This is a genomic window from Acinetobacter sp. CIP 51.11 (assembly GCF_000369665.1).
In the GTDB taxonomy this organism is placed as follows: Bacteria; Pseudomonadota; Gammaproteobacteria; order Pseudomonadales; family Moraxellaceae; genus Acinetobacter; species Acinetobacter lwoffii_S.
On sequence record NZ_KB850128.1, the window covers coordinates 674,556 to 691,545 of the forward strand.

Consider the following 16,990-nt stretch of genomic DNA (forward strand, 5'->3'; position numbering starts at 1 on the left):
AGTTGAGAAATCTAACATCAAAGTTTGCTTTGATTTCAACAGTATGTGTGTCTTTGGTTTTAGTCGCGTGTCAGACGCCAGATCTGGGTCAGAAAGACCCTGAAAAGGCCACCAAAGTCCGTACCCAATTGGCGGTAGAATATCTGAGAACAGGTGACCTGGATGCAGCTAAACGTGCGCTGGATCAGGCACTTGAAAGCAGTCCACGTGATTCTCAAGCAAATATGATGATGGGCGTGCTATTGCAGCAGGAAGGTAGCAAGCTCAATCTCGAAAAAGCAGATCATTATTTCAAGCGTGCGATTTCGGCAGATCCGAAAAATGCGCAGGCGCGAAATAATTATGGCACTTATTTATATCAGCTCGAACGCTATAATGATGCGATTGAGCAGTTTCAAATTGCTGGTGCCACGTTGGGTTATGATCAACGTTTCCGCGCATTGGAAAATATGGGGCGGATTTACCTGAAACTGGGTGATGCAACAAATGCTGAAAAATCATTCAAACAGGCGCTGCAAGCCAATCGCGATTCTTATATTTCAATGTTAGAGTTGGCAGAAATATTTTATTTGAACCAGCAGTTCCCGGCGGCGACACAAATGTATCAACAGTTTGTGCGTGGTGTGGGACAGAAGAATCAGGGTGCCCGTGCGCTCTGGGTCGGCATTCGCACTGCGCGTGCCGGGGGTGATCAGTTGGGTATGCAGGTATTGGTCAACCAGTTACGTGCACTTTTTCCTGAAAGCCAGGAATACCAACGTTATTTGCAATTACAGTACAGTACTGAGGCCGTATGGAAGTAAATCCTAATTCACCATCGAATCATTCGAGCGTAGCTCCAAATGCGTTAGGAAATATTCAACGTCCGGGCGAGTACTTGCGCCAGATTCGCATCAATCAGCAACGCAATCTGGAAGATGTAGCGAAAGAGCTGAACATCCCGGTCAAAACCCTGACTGCTCTTGAGCAGGATGAATACAAATCTTTGCCTGAAGCGACCTTTATCAAAGGTTATTACCGGACTTATGCCAAATTTCTGGGTGTAGATGCGTCTAGTATTATTCAGCGTTTTGATGAAATTTATACCAATGATACCGGGCTGCTGCCGAACCATGCCCTGAACAATTCTCCTATCAAAATTATGGGGAAATTGCCAGGTTCCAAGCGTGACCGCAATCGTAAGTGGTTAAAACGAATTTTTATTACGCTGGTACTGTTGCTGATTTTGGGTGCACTGTTTGCCATGATTCAGAACTGGTCGAGTAGTAATTCACAAAATAGCAGTGAAGTCTCTGGAGTAGGCGCTTCTAATGTCGAGATTCTGAATCTGGATACAGGTGCCGCACTTTCCGGTGATCAGCTGAAACTTGATTTTAACCGTCCGACTTCGGTGCATATTGTCGACTCGGCGGGTAATGTTCTGGCAACTGGCCGTCAGGCATCGAGCTTGCAGCTGAATGGTGAAGCGCCATTCCAGATTCGTCTGGATGATGCATCGGCTGTATCACTCAGTTTAAATAATGAAAATATTTCATTGTCACCCTACACTGTGAACGGAAAAGCAGAATTCCGTTTATCACCTTAACAGATCAAGAGTAGAGCAGAACGATGATCGTAAATCCAATTAAACGTCGTCCAACACGTAAAATTCGTGTGGGTTCAGTTTATGTGGGTGGTGATGCACCAATCAGTATCCAGTCGATGACTAATACTGAAACCTGTGATGTAGCAGCTACGGTTGCACAGATTCAGCGCTGTGTGGATGCAGGCGCGGACATCATGCGGGTTTCTGTGCCTACCATGGAAGCGGCGGCGGCATTTGGTGAAATTCGCAAACAGGTCAATGTACCTTTGGTGGCGGATATTCACTTCGATTATAAAATTGCTTTGGCAGTTGCCGATTTGGGTGCAGACTGCCTGCGGATTAACCCGGGCAATATCGGTTCTGAAGCGAAAATCCGTGAAGTGGTGGCCGCAGCACGTCATAACGATATTTCCATGCGGATCGGTGTTAATGCCGGCTCACTGGAAAAAGATATTCAAAAGAAATATGGCGAGCCGACGGGTCAGGCTTTGCTTGAATCTGCGATGCGCCATATCGATATTCTAGACCGTCTGGATTTCCAGGAATTCAAAATTTCAGTCAAAGCATCGAATGTGTTCCTGACCATGGATGCGTATCGTTTGCTGTCACAGCAAATTGATAATCCGCTCCATCTAGGTGTCACGGAAGCGGGTATTTACCGCACCGGTTCGGTTAAATCTGCGATCGCTTTGGGCGGCCTGCTGATGGAAGGCATCGGGGATACCATGCGTATTTCACTGGCTGCCGAGCCTGAAGAAGAAATTAAAATTGGTTTTGATATTCTGAAATCGCTGGGTCTGCGCTCCAACGGGATTAACTTCATTGCCTGCCCAAGCTGTTCACGTCAGGAATTTAATGTGATTTCCGTGATGCAGCAACTTGAAGAGCGTTTAGAAGATATTCGTACCCCAATGGATGTCTCGGTCATTGGCTGTAAAGTGAATGGGCCGGGCGAAGCTAAAGAAGCGGATATTGGTGTCGTAGGTGCAGCACCACGTTCACTGGTGTACCGTAATGGTGAAAAGAGCCATTTAATTGACACAAATCAATTGGTTGATGAAATCGAAACCATGGTTCGTCAACGTGTTACCGAGCTTGAAGAAGCTAAATCTAAAGAAATTATTCGTACAAGTTTTCCTGAGTAGATCATGAGTTCAATCGTCGCAATCAAAGGTTTTAATGACATTCTCCCAACGCAAACCTCAGCTTGGAGACGTCTTGAACAGCATCTATCCGGTTTGATGGATGCCTATGGCTATCAACAAATCCGTTTGCCTATCGTAGAACAGACTAATTTGTTTAAACGTTCGATCGGTGATGCAACCGATATCGTTGAAAAAGAGATGTATACTTTCCTCGACAAAGGCAATCCACCTGAGTCGTTGACTTTGCGTCCTGAAGGGACGGCGGGTTGCGTACGTGCCATGCTGGAGCATAACCTGCTGCGCGGTGCGACGCCTCGCGTCTGGTATATCGGCCCAATGTTCCGTTATGAAAAACCGCAAAAAGGCCGCTACCGTCAGTTCCACCAGTTTGGTGTGGAAACTTTTGGTGTTGCGACTCCGGACATGGACGCAGAACTGATTTTGATGACGGCGCGTCTGTGGAAACGTATGGGTGTAGCAGACAAGGTTCAGCTTGAGTTAAATACACTCGGTGAGTCGGATGAGCGTGCAGCATATCGTGCGGCACTGGTTGAATTCCTGGAGTCGCATAAAGCGGATCTGGATGAAGATTCTCAGCGCCGTCTGACCACGAATCCATTGCGTATTCTGGATTCTAAAGATGCCAAAACACAAAGCATCTTGGAAAATGCACCGAAACTGCATGACTTTATGGGTGAAGAAACTCTGGCGCATTTTGCCCAGTTACAGCAGTATTTGACTGATGCAGGCGTGAGCTTCGTGATCAATCAAAAACTGGTACGCGGTCTGGACTATTACAACAAAACTGTTTTTGAATGGACCACAACCCATTTGGGTTCACAAGGAACAGTCTGTGCCGGTGGCCGTTATGACGGCCTGGTGGGGCAGCTTAAAGGAAAGGCAGATCAGTCTGTTCCTGCAGTTGGTTTTGCCATGGGTATCGAGCGTTTATTGCTTTTGCTTGAGCAGGTTGAAGACAATACCCCGACACGTGATTGTGAAGTATTCCTGGTGGCTGAACCGGCTTCTCAAGGTAAAGCTTTGGTCATTGCGGAGCAGATCCGTGATCAGCTTGAAGCAGCAGGCAGTCAGGTTCGTCTGAAAGTAGGCTCACAGGGTTCAATGAAATCGCAAATGAAAAAGGCTGATCAAGCCGGTGCTTTGTATGCGGCGATTTTGGGTGAACGTGAACTGGAAGCTCAGGCGTTTACTGTGAAAGAGCTGGCAACCGCAGAGCAATCGAATGTACCATTTACGGACTTCGTTGCATTTTTTAGTACTAAAATTTCTTCAAAATAATCGATAAAACATTAGGAAAAGGGTAATCTCATGAGCGCAATGAGTGGTGATGAACAGTTTGAAAGCTTAAAATCCTTTACGAAGAAATATGGTTCTTCGATGATTACCGGGATTTTAATTGCGCTGATTGCCTTTTTTGGATGGGAATATTGGCAGAAGAAAAACCTGGCAGAGTCGCAAATGCACACTGCCAAGGTTCAGCAGTTGATGGATGATGCACAGGCATCGAAAGGTGATGGTTTTGCCAAGCTGTCTGAAACTGCGGACAAAATTGTCAAGGAAGCGCCTGACTCAGCTCAGGCGATTCAAACCCAGTTAGTCATGGCGAAACTGGCTTATGACAAAGAAGATTATGCTGCGGCCGAGAAAGCACTACAGAAAGTTGAAAACTCGAAAGTAGATGATAAAGGCCTGGTTCAGGTGGTTAAACTTCGTCTGGCCTATGCGCAACTGGCACAGAAAAAATATGATGCTGCATTGAAAACTTTAGAAGCAGTGACTGAACCTGCATTTAAAGCAACTGCCGATGAAGCACGTGGCGATATCTATGTTGCCAAAAATGATATTGAAAATGCGAAAAAAGTATATCAAAGTGCATGGGATGCTTTGATTGAACGTAAAGAAGAACGTCAGATTTTACAAATTAAGCTCGAAAGCGTAGGCGTGTTAGTCGATGATCCAGAAATCGAACGCCCAATTATAGAAACACAAGCGGAAGAAGCTGCATGAATAGAAAATACAAAATTACCTGTGCCTTGACTGTTTTAACGCTTGCACTGGCTGGCTGTGCAGGTAAAACCACTAAAGTTCCAGAAGTAAAACCGAATCCACTTCCAAAACTGACCCAAGCCAAAACCCTGGTCCCTGTATTTTCCACCAGTGTGGCGTCAACAGATGCTGCTGATCCGTTGCGTTTACGTCTGGATGCAGACAATGGCGTGGTCTTTGCGATTGACCCGAAAGGCGAAGTGTCTGCATTTAAAGGCAAACAGCGTCTGTGGCAGAAGAAAGTCAGCAAAGACAATTTAAGTTCTGGCGTTGAAGCTGCCGAAGGTCTTGTTGTCGTCGGCAACCAGAAAGGTCAGCTGTTTGCGCTAGATCAACAAACCGGCGAGCAGAAATGGACTGCGCAATTGACGGGTGCTTTACTGGCGCCTTCACTGATTCATGCAGGGCGGGTCATTAGTGTCAGCAATGACGGCACCGTATATGCGCATGAAATTGCGACGGGTGCGCAAGTTTGGACTTATGACTTACCTAATGTACAATTCAGCTTACGTGGCATGGCTGCACCGGTTGCATTAGATGCCCGTAATATACTGATTGCCTCTTCCAATGCTTATATCTATGCATTGGATGCCTTAAGTGGTGTGCCAAAATTACAGCGTCGTGTCGCAGTGTCGGATGGACGTTCTGATATCCAGCGTCTGGTGGATATTGACGGGGAACCGGTCGTTGCAGGCCAGTTTGTGGTGACCACCAGTTATCAAGGTCAGGTGACTGTGCTGGATTTAGCTTCACAACAGGTGGTCTGGAGTGAAGATGCCAGCAGTATCCAGCGTCCAGAAGTTGTGGGTAATGGCGTATTTGTGGCGCAAACCGATGGCAAAATCAAAGCCTTTGAGATTACCTCGGGTCAACCGCTTTGGGAAAATGACCAGCTGTTGAATCGCAAGTTAAGTAATCCGGTGATGCTGGGTACTGATCTTGTAGTCGGCGATCTGGATGGTGTCTTGCACCTGATTGATCCGCGTACCGGACAGATTACTGGTCGTTCGAAAACCTCTGGGGAAGTACGTAGCTTACGCGTCATCGACAACCAGCTTTATGTTTCTACACGCAAGGGCGCATTAAGCATTTGGCAGAACCGTTAATTTTAACGAGCCTTATGCTAAACTAGCCACAACCGTATTTTTGTGAACGCGGGGTGATTGAAAAATCAATGCCCCGTGTTTTTATTTAGGGTATTTCCCCCTTATATCTTCCTATACTTTCTGATGTTCAGGCCACTTTGACGCCTGATATTGAATAAAGGTTACTCTATGAAACCCGTAATTGCGCTCATTGGTCGTCCGAACGTCGGAAAATCAACGCTGTTCAACCAGATTACCAAGAGCCGTGACGCATTGGTGGCAGACTTTGCAGGTCTGACACGCGACCGTAAATATGGCGATGCAACTTATCAAAATAAATCTTTCATTGTGGTCGATACTGGCGGTATTGGCGAAAATGAAGGTGGGATTGACTCGTACATGGCAGAGCAGTCCAAGACTGCTATTCATGAAGCCGACATCATTATTTTTGTGGTTGATGCGCGTGCCGGACTGCTGGCTTCTGATGAACAGATTGCCCGTGAATTGCGTACTTTAGGCAAAAAAGTCTTTCTGGTGGCCAACAAAGTTGATGGCGTACATGCTGAAGCTGCCCTGGTTGAATTCTACAAACTGGGTATGGGCGAGCCGCTACAAGTGGCAGCCAGCCATGGTCGTGGTGTTCAGCAGATGCTGGAAGATGTACTTGCTGATGTACCGGAAGATGAAAATCCGGAAGAGCATGACAAAAACACGGGCCTGCGTTTAGCGATTATTGGTCGTCCGAACGTCGGTAAGTCAACGCTGGTGAACCGTTTGCTCGGTGAAGAGCGTGTGGTGGCATTTGACCAGCCGGGTACAACACGTGACTCGATTTATATTCCATTCGAGCGTGATGGCCGTCAATACACCCTGATTGATACTGCAGGGGTGCGCCGTAAAGGTAAAGTTGATGAAATGATTGAGAAATTCTCGATTGTTAAAACTTTACAGGCAATGAAAGATGCCAACGTAATTGTTGTTGTGGTTGATGCGCGTGATGGTATTGTTGAGCAAGATTTGCATTTGATTGGCTATGCGCTTGAAGCGGGTCGTGCCATGGTCATTGCAGTCAACAAATGGGATAACATGACTGAATATGATCGTAAGCAATGTAAGCTCGATGTAGAGCGTCGCTTCGATTTTATTCCATGGGCCAAAGTACATTTGATTTCTGCATTGCATGGAACGGGTGTGGGCGATCTTTATCCATCGATTCACCGTGCTTATGATTCATCTCGTTTGAAAGTGTCACCAGCAAAAATCACCCAGATTTTAAATGATGCGACAGATGCCCACCAACCGCCGATGGTTCAGGGTCGTCGTATTAAAATGCGTTATGCACACATGGGTGGACAAAATCCGCCAACGATCGTTATTCACGGAAACAAGGTGGATAAAACTCCTGCGGATTATCGTCGTTACCTGGAAAACGTGTTCCGTAAAGTGTACAAGCTTGAAGGTACACCGATTAAAATCGAGTTTAAAACTTCTGAAAACCCGTTTGAAGGCCGTAAGTCTCAAGTGGATGAGCGTGCAGCTGCGCGTAAACGTCGTTATGTACAGAAGTTCAAGAAAGCCGAGAAGAAATTTAAACGCTAATTCTATAGTTTAAATTTTTCGGATAAAAAGCCTGCGTAAAGCGGGCTTTTTTATTACCTATAAAAAATATTTTTTTAATCAGGCTTAATTTTGAATTTAATAAAAATAAAATATTCTTTTAATTATAGTTATTTAGTATAAGTATCAATTTAATATTTATGTGATATGTATCATATTTGTGTGAAATTGTTAATTCGGTCGCAAAAATGAAAACTGATTGAGAAAGATCATAAGAAATTACTGCCTAAATTTGCGGTGATGTGAGGGGAACATGAAAAAAACTGCATTGGCCTTAATCTGTATGATGGGCTTGCCCAGCCTTGCGTGCGCTGAAATGATCAAAGTGAATGGTGAGGGCAGTAGCCCCATTATGAAAAAAGATCCAGTAGGAACACGGAATCAGGCATTGAATAATGCAAAAACTGATGCAGTCATTGCTTTAATCAAAAAAATAAATGGCCCTCAAGCCATGCAGGATGCCGAGCCTCATCTGGCAGATATTGTGAAACAAGTTGACAATGGCTACGTATTTAATCGAGGTAGTCAAACCAACAATAACAATGAACTGGTTACTTCTATTTCAATTGAAATGGATGACCAGGAGTTTCGCCAGATCTTGAATGACTTGGGTTTATCCAAAAAGAATAGCCGAACCAGCCCGATCATGATCGTAATGGATCAGTATTTTGGTGTACCGCGAGATAACTCAAAACCGGTGAAAGAATTTACGTCGTACTTTTCAGATAAGAGCTATGCCTATGATGAAAAGGCCAGCTATGATGCGAAAGAAAGTGCAAAAGCCAGTGAAAGCTCATCATATTCATCAAAAGGCAAATCAGCTTCGGCTTCAGGGTATGCCTATGGTAATTACTATGGTGCAGGAGCCGGTGTTGCTGCACGTTCATCAAGTCATAATAACTCAGGTAAATCTTCTGCTTCAGCAAGCTATAACGCCAGTGAGTCAGCACGTTATAGCCAGTCGGAACGTCAGAATGACATTCAAAATTTTGTGAAATATGTGGAATATCAAACCCCATCGACCACACCTGAGCGTGAAAATCAAACGTTAACCTCAATTGCCCGTGCAGCATCTAAATATGATCTGCGCTTAATGAATTCGGATGTATTTCGTAGCCGTTATCTCAAAGGCAAGAGCATGACCATTCAACAATTGCTGAGTGATGCAGAACTGGCAAAACTTGCAGTGGCTGCGCGTCAGGAAAAAGCGGACTGGTTTATGGTCGGTAGCTCTTATATTTATGACCGTGGTCGTTCAGGTGCAACGGGTCAGTTTGTTTGTGATGGTGCACTCAGCTATAAAATTTATTCAGTCGATGATGGCACACTGATGGGCGGCGATACCCGTACAGAATCATCAACTGCTGCAACGACAGATACTTGCCGTACCAATGTTGCCCGTAAACTGGGTGAAATGACGCTATCTGAAGTCGGTCCACAAATCCTCGCCTATTCGAAAAACCGCAGCATGTATGGTAAGGAAATAACCCTCTTTGTAAAAAGTGTATCAGGTAGCGTATCTAGCCGGTTAGGGGATGACCTGTACGTAGCCTTAGATGAAATGGATGGTGCGGAAAATATCGATATCCGTACCCAGGATGGCAAATTGGTCGAGATGACCATGACTTATAAGAGTGAAAAGCCCTTAAGTGCTGAACTTGCCAAAGCATTGCGCCGGGTAAATCCTGTTCTGTCGAATGCCGAACGCCTGCAAGCAGGGAATACCATTACTTTATGTATTGGTGGTACTCAATGCAAATAAGCTTGAAAAAAGTCATGCTTGCCATGGCGCTGATGGGAACGGCTAGTGCGCAGGCCAATATTCAGGTTTTTCCGGCGAAGGGAATTTACGGGCTGGAACTGCCTTGTCGTCAATCGGTGGAACATATAGAAGCAAACGCATCATCCATTTCCTGTGACTTTAGCAAGGCTGTATCTAGCGAGACGATTCGTACTCAAGTTGTACAGGCTTTTGAGCAGCAGCTGAAACAGGCCTTGCAAGATCAGGTGGTTACTTCAATTTCCCAACAGAATAAACATCGAAGCTATGTGGCTTCTCTGGAAGTTTTGCGGGCCAGCGAATATGTGGTGCAAAAGGAGTCTACAGCCGAGATTTTTCTGCCAGTCACTTTAAGTTTAAAGTTGACCAATGTCCTATCCGGAGAAGTGATTTATACCGATAGCGCTACTTTATCTCAACCTATACAGGTGCTGGCGACTGATATCGAGGCGGCTACAACCCGTCAGGCGGTCCAGCAGAAATTTCAAAGTAGCTTGCTGACCTTGACTCAGCAATTGACCCAAGATCTACAGAAGAAATTTAAGGTCTCTGAAGTGCAGACCAAGGTGATTGACCGCTGGAAGTCTTATATGGTTTTGGATAAAGGCTTTAATCAAGGGATTGCCAAAGATGATGAGCTGAGCTCGACTTCAGGAGATTTAATCCGGGTTGTCCATGCTGACAGTGATTATGCTGTGGCATTGCCTGTATTGATGAGTGGTAATTCGAGCCAGTTTAGCAAGATTTCGGCTAATACCCGTCAGGCACTGAACAAGCCTAAAGCTTTGGTGGTGGATGTATTGACTTATCAAGGCGAGTCAAAAGACCTGATTGAGCAGATTTTTTCTGATGCGATCGGAGAAAATGCATCTTTTACCCTTACACCAGTCAACAAACGTTATAGCGTGCTCGCACAGAGTATCAGTGAGCAGACAGGTTTAACTAATCAGGAAACCCAGCATCAGCGTGAACTTCCTGAATTTTTTATTCGTATTAATGTGATTCCTGTAATTGGTTATCAGCAGCAAGTCGGCAAAATGACTGAGCAGCAAGTGGTACATAGCGAAGTCTTTGCTGAAATGATTGACCGTTCTGGGCGCGTGATTTATTCGGCGCATGCGACTGATGAAATCAGTGAAGCCATTTCACAAGGAATGGGTTTTTCACTGGATACGCGTAAAGAAGTGGCACTTAAAAATGCTTTGGTGAAATTGGGTCAGCAATTCCAAAAAGGGATTCAATTTACCCGTTCAGATTTGCAGGTAGCGAGTGGTGGTAGCGAGACCATCACGATTCAGGATGCAGGCGAGCGTTTGACCACAGGCATGAAAATTCATGTGTATAACCGTGAAAAAGTTGCTCAGCGTCAAGTGTTAATCCCGACTTGGGAAGCTACAGTCATTGAGCGTCAAGGGACTAAAGTCAAAGCGCAGCTTGATTTTCCTGTGAGTGGAAATGACCGCCTGCCGTTACGTTCGGGTGATAGCATCTTGGTGGATAGCCATGCTGCTGTGGGTGAGTCGAAACTTGCTCGTGTACTTTGTCCAAGCTTGCATACTGATCAAGTCGGAGAGATTCCATTTTATGGATTTGGTCCGCTGATTTATCACGCATTTACCAGTCAGTCCAAACGTCCATTTTATGCCACAGGCTCAGGTTTTAAAGGTCAGACCAGTTTGGAAACATCAATTATAAAAATGACTGAAAATGCCGGCTTTAAAAAACAGCTAGATTTGAAACTGTATGTGCCTAAAGACGAGTGCTTACAGCCAGCATTCAAAATTCAGGTTCAAGAAGACTCTATTAAATGCAATGCAGACAAATCCAGTTGCGATGCCACTTTGGTGTTGGCAGGTGGCGCGCGGCGTTTTAATGCAAAACAGGAACGTGTTGGGGCTGTCGGTTTACAGCAAGAAGTTAGTTTAAAAGGGATTGATATCACCCATCGTCATGAAATGTACAACATTCAGATGTTCAAGGCATTACCAAAAATTTTAAATCAGATCGTGCAAAAAGCCGATGCAGTTCAGTAAGGAATTATAAGGGGAAATACTATGAAAAAAATCGCAAGCATCTTGATCTTGGGAAGTGTTGTATTGGCATCGCAAAGTCATGCCGGTCTTGGAACACTCAGCAGTCTGGCATCAAAAGCAGTTGCAACGACAACAGGTACGTCTTCACAGAATCTGGATTTGGCAGGTTTTCTTAAGCAGGCACAAGCCACCAATGCCATGTTTATTCAAAGCCGAACGACACTGGCAACCCTGTTTGCTGAACGTAAAGACAGTGAAGAGCTGAAAACCAAATTAAACAGCTTGAAAACTACCTCTGACGTAAAGGAAAAAGAGGCAATCCAGAAAGAGATTACCAAATTGACTAATGATGTTCTGGATGCATCAAAAAAGGATGAGGCGGCGACACTGGAACGTATTAATGCATTAAGTGTAAGCCAGAAATAGCTTCTGGTTAACTCACTTACTAACTTTGCGATTGCGGGTTTGTCTGCACGCGAACTCGTGCTTAATAGTAAGCAGGTGTCTATGCAAATGCTCAGTAATCCGCGTAGTGTCAGCGATAGCGGTATGTCTTTTATGGATGCCAAAGGCCTATTAGGTGATGTGACTGGAATTGCAAAAAATGCAACCATGGCATTGGTTGAGTATCCGCAATTGATGAAAAAAGCGGGCTTGAACTTTAAGGCGCCAGAATCTGCAGCAGCAAAACCAGTTGATATTTCTGATTCAATCTAAGCAATATGAGTCTAGCCTGTTTTCGAACAGGCTTTCTTTTTTTATCTGGCGACGTAAAATGAAAAAGTCCATCTGTTTCTATGAGCTTTGCATTGTCGCGAAATATTCAAATTTATCTACAAAAAATAGATCAGTTCTTTTCAATTGAACTGCCTCAATCACGGGTAGAGCAAATCAAGAATCGAAAACTGGCAATTTATGCGCATCGTAACCAGTTGCTGTCAGATCAATTCAATCATCCGATCCAATCTCTGGATTTCACCACCACTGAATATGGCAAGCCTTATTTAAATGACTATCCGGACTTCAGTTTTAATCATAGTCATAGTCAAAATTTCTACGCCTTGGCCACGAGCAGGAATGTCCAAAACTTGGGAATTGATATTGAAGAACTGAGTCGTAAGGTTCGTTTTGAAGCCTTGGCACAACATGCCTTTCATCCCGAAGAATTAAAACATTGGAAAACGCTGGCTTATGATCCCGAATACTGGTTTAAAGTCTGGACGATTAAAGAGGCCGTGTTAAAGGCATCAGGCTTGGGAATCCGGATCAACCTGAATGAGCTCAATACCAATATCCATCCTGAGCAAAATGGTGGGCGCTGCGAACATCCAGAGATTGGCATCTATGCCTATCAAAATTATACGCTTGCTGGCTGCATGCTCACCGTGGCCTGGCAAAGTGAGGATTCCTGCAAGGGATTGAGATTTCCTGTGATCCAGATTCATCACACTGTCTAAAACAGAATCAACCCAAATATTTTTTATTTTCTAGAAATGATCAGATTACTCAGCCGATTCACAAATTGTGGACTCATCCGCGATAAATGAAATAAAAACTGGCTTTTGAATCCGACAGGATGATGGGTGGCTTGCCAGATGGAATCTTTGAGTTCTGCCAGTTTAAGAATATCTTGTGCAACATCTTCTGCTTTTAAATGCACGCCCATCTTTTTGATGCTTTCTGCCTGCATATCTTTGACCATGGCGGTACTGACGAAAAGCGGCATAACATCCAAGACTCGAATCCCATAGGGTTGCCACTCAATATCCAGACTTTCAGTCAGGCCACGCACTGCAAACTTGCTGGTGGAATAACTGCTTAAATCGGCTTGGCCATAAATCGCCGAAGCTGAAGATAGATTGATGATGCGGGCAAATGAAGATTCTTTTAAATAAGGGAAAGCGGCATGACAGCCGTTCATGACTCCTTTAACATTAATATCCAGAGTCCGATGATGCGCCATAATATCAGTTTCTTCAAAAGGGCCTGAATATAAAATCCCGGCATTATTGACCAGAATATTGATTTCACCTGCCCAAGCTGAAAATTCGGCTAAAGCTGTTTCCCAGGACGTATAACCAGCCACATCCAGAAAACCGGCTTTGGCATGTTCGCCCAGTTGCTGGGCCAGTTGTTCTGCCTGCTCCACCTGAACATCATAAATACCCACCTTGTAGCCGTGCTGGTAAAATAGGGCGGCTGTCGCGGCACCAATTCCTTGTGCTGCACCGCTAATCAATATACTGTGCATGTGCCTGATCTCCTTATTGTCTTTTTTTTGAGCATAACAAGAAACTGGCAGATTGACGCGACAATTTGGTAAAAAAAAGAGGTTTTTAAACATGGAACAACTACTCAAGGTCATGCGCGAATTACGTGAAAAATGTCCATGGGATCAGCAGCAGACCCCCGAATCTCTGACCAAATATGCCATTGAGGAAGCTTACGAAGTCGAAGCGGCAGTCCGCTCTGGAAAAGTCGACGATGTCCGCGATGAGCTGGGTGATTTGCTGTTACAGGTAGTGTTCCAGTCGCAAATGTATAGCGAGCAGGGGGCTTTCGATTTTCAGGATGTGGTTCAGGCCATTACCGATAAACTGGTTCGCCGTCATCCGCATGTATTTCAGGCTGAACAATTTGCAAAAATGAGTCCGGAAGATGTGTCTGAGCTATGGAAAGAAATCAAACAGCAAGAAAAGCAGGGCAAGCCGCGTTCACGTCTGGATGATATTAAACATGCACCCGCTTTGGTGCAGGCCGATGAAATTCAAAAAAATGTCGCCAAAATCGGTTTTGATTTTCCGGACATGGCGGGTGCTTATGCCAAGCTGGAAGAAGAACTGGCTGAATTAAAAGCAGCGGTAGCCGGACAAAATTCCGATGAAATACAGGAAGAATTTGGTGACTGCTTATTTTCTCTGGTCAATGTTGGACGTAAACTTGGCATTTCCAGCGAGATGGCATTATTGGGGACAATCTATAAATTCCGGACCCGCTTTGCCTTAATGGAAGATCAGGCACAATTACCGCAATTAGACCTGGAAAAACTGTCACTGGCTGAACTTGATCAGCTCTGGGAACAGGCTAAATTAGAATTAGAACAAAGAGCAGCACATGAAAAAAACACCTTATCGAATCGGTCCAACATGGATTAATCTTCTTCTGAGTTGCTGGCTGGGCTTTATTTCTATCGGAACAGCGCATGCGACTGCGACCGATTATATGGAATGGAAGACCCAACAACAGCAACACGACGCCCGCCTGAAGAAAAAAGCTGCCGCTACGGCTTCATCAGAAAGCAATCACTATCTGGCGAAGCCTGCATTATCGGCATCTTCTGCTGCTGATAAAATCAGTTTGAATAATGCAACTGTGGAGCAATTACAGCAGCTAAATGGTATTGGTCAAAAAAAGGCTGAAGCGATTATTGAACATCGGCAAAAAAATGGAAAATTCAAAAGCATTGAAGAGATCCAGCTGGTCAAAGGGATTGGGCCGGCATTATTTGCCAAAAACAAGGCCAAACTGGCCTTATAAGGCGACAGTATGGATCATGACTAGCTGATTGATTTGACTCGCAGGATTGACATAATCAAATTGCCCTTTAGTCGTGTAAGCGATATGATTAGCGTCATCTTAGAATTTTACGTTCAGACGTAGGAGACAGCGTCTTTTGCAAACTTTGCGCGCGTCAAAATGTGGTTTATCAACCGCTCAATTACCTTCTTATATTCTCGATGTGATTGATGCCTTAAACAAGGCAGGCTATGAAGCTTATATCGTGGGTGGTGGTGTTCGAGATCTGATGTTAGGTTTGAATCCTAAAGATTTCGATGCAGTCACCAATGCAACCCCGGCTCAGGTCAAGGAAGTTTTTGGACGACGTTGTCGGATTATCGGACGACGTTTCGAACTGGCGCATGTCTATTCAGGGCGGGAACTGGTTGAAGTGGCAACCTTCCGTGCCCCACCAAAAAAAGCAGTGACCTCGGCCGCGGGGATGATTCTGCGTGACAACAATTGGGGCAGCATCGAGCAGGATTTTGCCCGTCGTGATTTTTCCATCAATGCAATGTACTACCAGCCGCGTAAAGGTATTGTGCTGGATTTCTGTAATGCAGTGGATGATATCCACAGCAAAACCTTACGCTTACTTGGTGATCCGGCTTTAAGATTTGAAGAAGATCCGGTGCGGATGCTGCGAACCTTACGTTTTGCGGCCAAACTGAACTTTAATATTGATGAAGCGATTCTGGATGTCTTTACGCCGGAAATGACCCAGTTGCTGCGTGATGTTTCTCCGCATCGACTTTATGATGAATCACAGAAGCTGTTCACCATGGGGCACCTGAATCGTGTCTTGCCAATGCTGATCGATTTCGGGATCTGGCAGCAGTTATTTGCAGATATCAAGCCTGAAATTACGCCGTTTATGGAACGCGCTGCGAAAAATACCGATCAGCGTATTTCTATCGGCAAGACCATCAATCCGGCATTTTTCTATGCGGTATTGTTGTGGCAGCCATTCCTGGAGCGTTGTGAATTTTATTTGAATAAAGGCGTGGTAGCGGCCGAAGTCCGTGCCCAAGCCGGTCTGGATGTGTTAAAACGTCAGGCGACTCGCACTATTATTCCACGCTTTGCGGAAACCTTTATTCGTGAAGTCTGGGAAATGCAAACCCGTTTGTTGAATCCAAAACCACAGCAAATCGAGGCTTTGTCCAGCCACGCGCGTTTCCGTGCCGGCTTTGACTTTTTGCTGCTGCGTGAAAAATCAGGTGATGCGACTGCCCAAGGCATGGGCAGCTGGTGGGATGCTTACCAGCAAATGAGCGGTGACGAGAAAGAAAGGGCCATTAGCCAGTATAACCGTCAGCGTGCCAAGAGCCGCCGCAAGGCGAGTCAAGAAGAACATCTGGAACAGAAACTGACCCAGCAGCAAGATCTCGCTGAGATTGAGCCGTTAGTGAATGAACCTGAACCACGCAATCGTCGTGTGCGTAAAGCCAAGTTTGAAGACAAGGCGAAACCTCTGTCGCATGTGGCAGCCAGTGCCAGCGGTGAAATTGGCGCAGATCATCCGATTATGAAACGTAAGCGGGTAAAACGTGATCTGAGCCAGGTGGTGTTTGGACCAACACAATGATCGTGACGTATATTGGCCTAGGCAGTAACCTAGGCGATTCACGCCAGATTCTGGCAGAAGCTGTACAGAAACTGGCGACCTTGGGGCAGGTGAAAACTTCGCATCTGTATCAAAGTCCACCGATGGGACCACAGGATCAGCCGAACTATCTGAATGCAGTGGTGCAGTTAAATACCGATCTGGCCGCTTTAAGCCTGCTGGATCGTTTGCAAGCCTTTGAGCAGGACGCAGGTCGGGTACGTTTACGTCATTGGGGCGAACGTACACTGGATCTGGACTTGCTGATCTACGGCAATGAACAGATTCACAATGAACGCTTAACTGTGCCGCATGTCGGGGTATTAGAGCGTGATTTTGTCCTGATTCCACTTCTGGATATTGATCCTGAAATACAGGTTCATGGACACAGATTAAAAGACCTGGACATCGTCAAACAGTCGACCCTCACGGTACTCGACGACAGCAACTGGGCAAATATTTAATTTTTAAGTGATGGTAGCTTCGTCAGAATTTTCAAGCATAGAGGAACATT

17 protein-coding genes are annotated in these 16,990 nt (G+C 45.2%); 16 read left to right on the forward strand and 1 reads right to left on the reverse strand.

The window, feature by feature from the left end; genetic code table 11:
• Positions 1–2 precede the first annotated feature (2 nt).
• From pilW to F894_RS03475, 12 genes are all read left to right on the forward strand, one after another.
• Positions 3–803, forward strand: a complete 801-nt coding sequence (pilW, locus tag F894_RS03425) for a type IV pilus biogenesis/stability protein PilW (protein WP_005245984.1) — start codon at positions 3–5, stop codon at positions 801–803.
• A complete protein-coding gene (locus F894_RS03430; RefSeq protein WP_004647463.1) occupies positions 794–1,585 on the forward strand; it encodes a helix-turn-helix domain-containing protein in 792 nt (263 codons plus the stop codon). Before pilW ends, F894_RS03430 begins: the two co-directional genes overlap by 10 nt.
• 23 nt (positions 1,586–1,608) lie before the next feature.
• A complete protein-coding gene (gene ispG, locus F894_RS03435) occupies positions 1,609–2,730 on the forward strand; it encodes a flavodoxin-dependent (E)-4-hydroxy-3-methylbut-2-enyl-diphosphate synthase (RefSeq protein ID WP_004278355.1) in 1,122 nt (373 codons plus the stop codon).
• A 3-nt stretch (positions 2,731–2,733) separates the two neighbouring features.
• A complete protein-coding gene (gene hisS / locus F894_RS03440) occupies positions 2,734–4,029 on the forward strand; it encodes a histidine--tRNA ligase (protein WP_005245985.1) in 1,296 nt (431 codons plus the stop codon).
• 30 nt (positions 4,030–4,059) lie between these two features.
• Positions 4,060–4,758, forward strand: coding sequence for a YfgM family protein (locus F894_RS03445; protein WP_005103250.1), 699 nt, complete (start codon positions 4,060–4,062; stop codon positions 4,756–4,758).
• The gene (bamB, locus tag F894_RS03450; RefSeq protein ID WP_005245986.1) at positions 4,755–5,903 is read left to right on the forward strand and encodes an outer membrane protein assembly factor BamB; all 1,149 of its coding nucleotides are present in this window, start codon (positions 4,755–4,757) and stop codon (positions 5,901–5,903) included. Before F894_RS03445 ends, bamB begins: the two co-directional genes overlap by 4 nt.
• Before the next feature lie 168 nt (positions 5,904–6,071).
• On the forward strand, positions 6,072–7,481 hold the full coding sequence (gene der / locus F894_RS03455) for a ribosome biogenesis GTPase Der (RefSeq protein WP_004278348.1): 1,410 nt from the start codon (positions 6,072–6,074) through the stop codon (positions 7,479–7,481).
• A 271-nt stretch (positions 7,482–7,752) separates the two neighbouring features.
• Positions 7,753–9,261, forward strand: coding sequence for a hypothetical protein (locus tag F894_RS03460; protein ID WP_005245987.1), 1,509 nt, complete (start codon positions 7,753–7,755; stop codon positions 9,259–9,261).
• Complete coding sequence (locus F894_RS03465; RefSeq protein ID WP_005245989.1) at positions 9,252–11,312, forward strand: hypothetical protein; 2,061 nt, start codon at positions 9,252–9,254, stop codon at positions 11,310–11,312. The genes F894_RS03460 and F894_RS03465 overlap by 10 nt, the downstream gene beginning before the upstream one ends.
• 21 nt (positions 11,313–11,333) lie before the next feature.
• Entirely contained in the window at positions 11,334–11,738 is a 405-nt protein-coding gene (locus F894_RS15230) for a hypothetical protein (RefSeq protein WP_005245990.1), read from the forward strand.
• A gap of 81 nt (positions 11,739–11,819) precedes the next feature.
• On the forward strand, positions 11,820–12,029 hold the full coding sequence (locus F894_RS15235; protein WP_005245991.1) for a hypothetical protein: 210 nt from the start codon (positions 11,820–11,822) through the stop codon (positions 12,027–12,029).
• 80 nt (positions 12,030–12,109) lie between these two features.
• Positions 12,110–12,769, forward strand: a complete 660-nt coding sequence (locus tag F894_RS03475; protein ID WP_005245992.1) for a 4'-phosphopantetheinyl transferase family protein — start codon at positions 12,110–12,112, stop codon at positions 12,767–12,769.
• A 23-nt stretch (positions 12,770–12,792) separates the two neighbouring features.
• Here the strand turns inward: F894_RS03475 and F894_RS03480 are convergent, their stop codons facing one another.
• Positions 12,793–13,563 carry an SDR family oxidoreductase gene (locus F894_RS03480; RefSeq protein ID WP_005245993.1) on the reverse strand — a complete coding sequence of 257 codons (771 nt, stop codon included), beginning with the start codon at positions 13,561–13,563 and terminating at the stop codon, positions 12,793–12,795.
• A gap of 91 nt (positions 13,564–13,654) precedes the next feature.
• Between F894_RS03480 and mazG the strand changes: the two genes are divergently transcribed.
• The 4 genes from mazG (at position 13,655) to folK (ending at position 16,940) form a co-directional block, all read left to right on the forward strand.
• Positions 13,655–14,467: a nucleoside triphosphate pyrophosphohydrolase gene (gene mazG / locus F894_RS03485; protein ID WP_005245994.1), complete on the forward strand. Its 813-nt coding sequence runs from the start codon at positions 13,655–13,657 to the stop codon at positions 14,465–14,467.
• Positions 14,427–14,849, forward strand: a complete 423-nt coding sequence (locus F894_RS03490) for a ComEA family DNA-binding protein (protein ID WP_005245996.1) — start codon at positions 14,427–14,429, stop codon at positions 14,847–14,849. The genes mazG and F894_RS03490 overlap by 41 nt, the downstream gene beginning before the upstream one ends.
• Positions 14,850–14,985: 136 nt before the next feature.
• Positions 14,986–16,458: a polynucleotide adenylyltransferase PcnB gene (gene pcnB, locus F894_RS03495; RefSeq protein ID WP_005245997.1), complete on the forward strand. Its 1,473-nt coding sequence runs from the start codon at positions 14,986–14,988 to the stop codon at positions 16,456–16,458.
• Positions 16,455–16,940 (forward strand): 2-amino-4-hydroxy-6-hydroxymethyldihydropteridine diphosphokinase, encoded by a 486-nt coding sequence (gene folK, locus F894_RS03500; RefSeq protein ID WP_005245998.1) that lies wholly within the window; start codon positions 16,455–16,457, stop codon positions 16,938–16,940. Before pcnB ends, folK begins: the two co-directional genes overlap by 4 nt.
• Positions 16,941–16,990: the final 50 nt, after the last annotated feature.

Excerpts from the sequence above, each read along its gene's own strand:
- F894_RS03475 (WP_005245992.1), top strand. The coding sequence starts at position 12,110 with ATGAGCTTTGCATTGTCGCGAAATATTCAAATTTATCTACAAAAAATA.
- F894_RS03465 (WP_005245989.1), top strand. The coding sequence starts at position 9,252 with ATGCAAATAAGCTTGAAAAAAGTCATGCTTGCCATGGCGCTGATGGGA.
- der (WP_004278348.1), top strand. The coding sequence starts at position 6,072 with ATGAAACCCGTAATTGCGCTCATTGGTCGTCCGAACGTCGGAAAATCA.
- F894_RS03490 (WP_005245996.1), top strand. The coding sequence starts at position 14,427 with ATGAAAAAAACACCTTATCGAATCGGTCCAACATGGATTAATCTTCTT.
- bamB (WP_005245986.1), top strand. The coding sequence starts at position 4,755 with ATGAATAGAAAATACAAAATTACCTGTGCCTTGACTGTTTTAACGCTT.
- F894_RS03430 (WP_004647463.1), top strand. The coding sequence starts at position 794 with ATGGAAGTAAATCCTAATTCACCATCGAATCATTCGAGCGTAGCTCCA.
- F894_RS03480 (WP_005245993.1), bottom strand. The coding sequence starts at position 13,563 with ATGCACAGTATATTGATTAGCGGTGCAGCACAAGGAATTGGTGCCGCG.
- mazG (WP_005245994.1), top strand. The coding sequence starts at position 13,655 with ATGGAACAACTACTCAAGGTCATGCGCGAATTACGTGAAAAATGTCCA.
- ispG (WP_004278355.1), top strand. The coding sequence starts at position 1,609 with ATGATCGTAAATCCAATTAAACGTCGTCCAACACGTAAAATTCGTGTG.
- F894_RS03460 (WP_005245987.1), top strand. The coding sequence starts at position 7,753 with ATGAAAAAAACTGCATTGGCCTTAATCTGTATGATGGGCTTGCCCAGC.
- F894_RS03445 (WP_005103250.1), top strand. The coding sequence starts at position 4,060 with ATGAGCGCAATGAGTGGTGATGAACAGTTTGAAAGCTTAAAATCCTTT.
- folK (WP_005245998.1), top strand. The coding sequence starts at position 16,455 with ATGATCGTGACGTATATTGGCCTAGGCAGTAACCTAGGCGATTCACGC.
- hisS (WP_005245985.1), top strand. The coding sequence starts at position 2,734 with ATGAGTTCAATCGTCGCAATCAAAGGTTTTAATGACATTCTCCCAACG.
- F894_RS15230 (WP_005245990.1), top strand. The coding sequence starts at position 11,334 with ATGAAAAAAATCGCAAGCATCTTGATCTTGGGAAGTGTTGTATTGGCA.
- F894_RS15235 (WP_005245991.1), top strand. The coding sequence starts at position 11,820 with ATGCAAATGCTCAGTAATCCGCGTAGTGTCAGCGATAGCGGTATGTCT.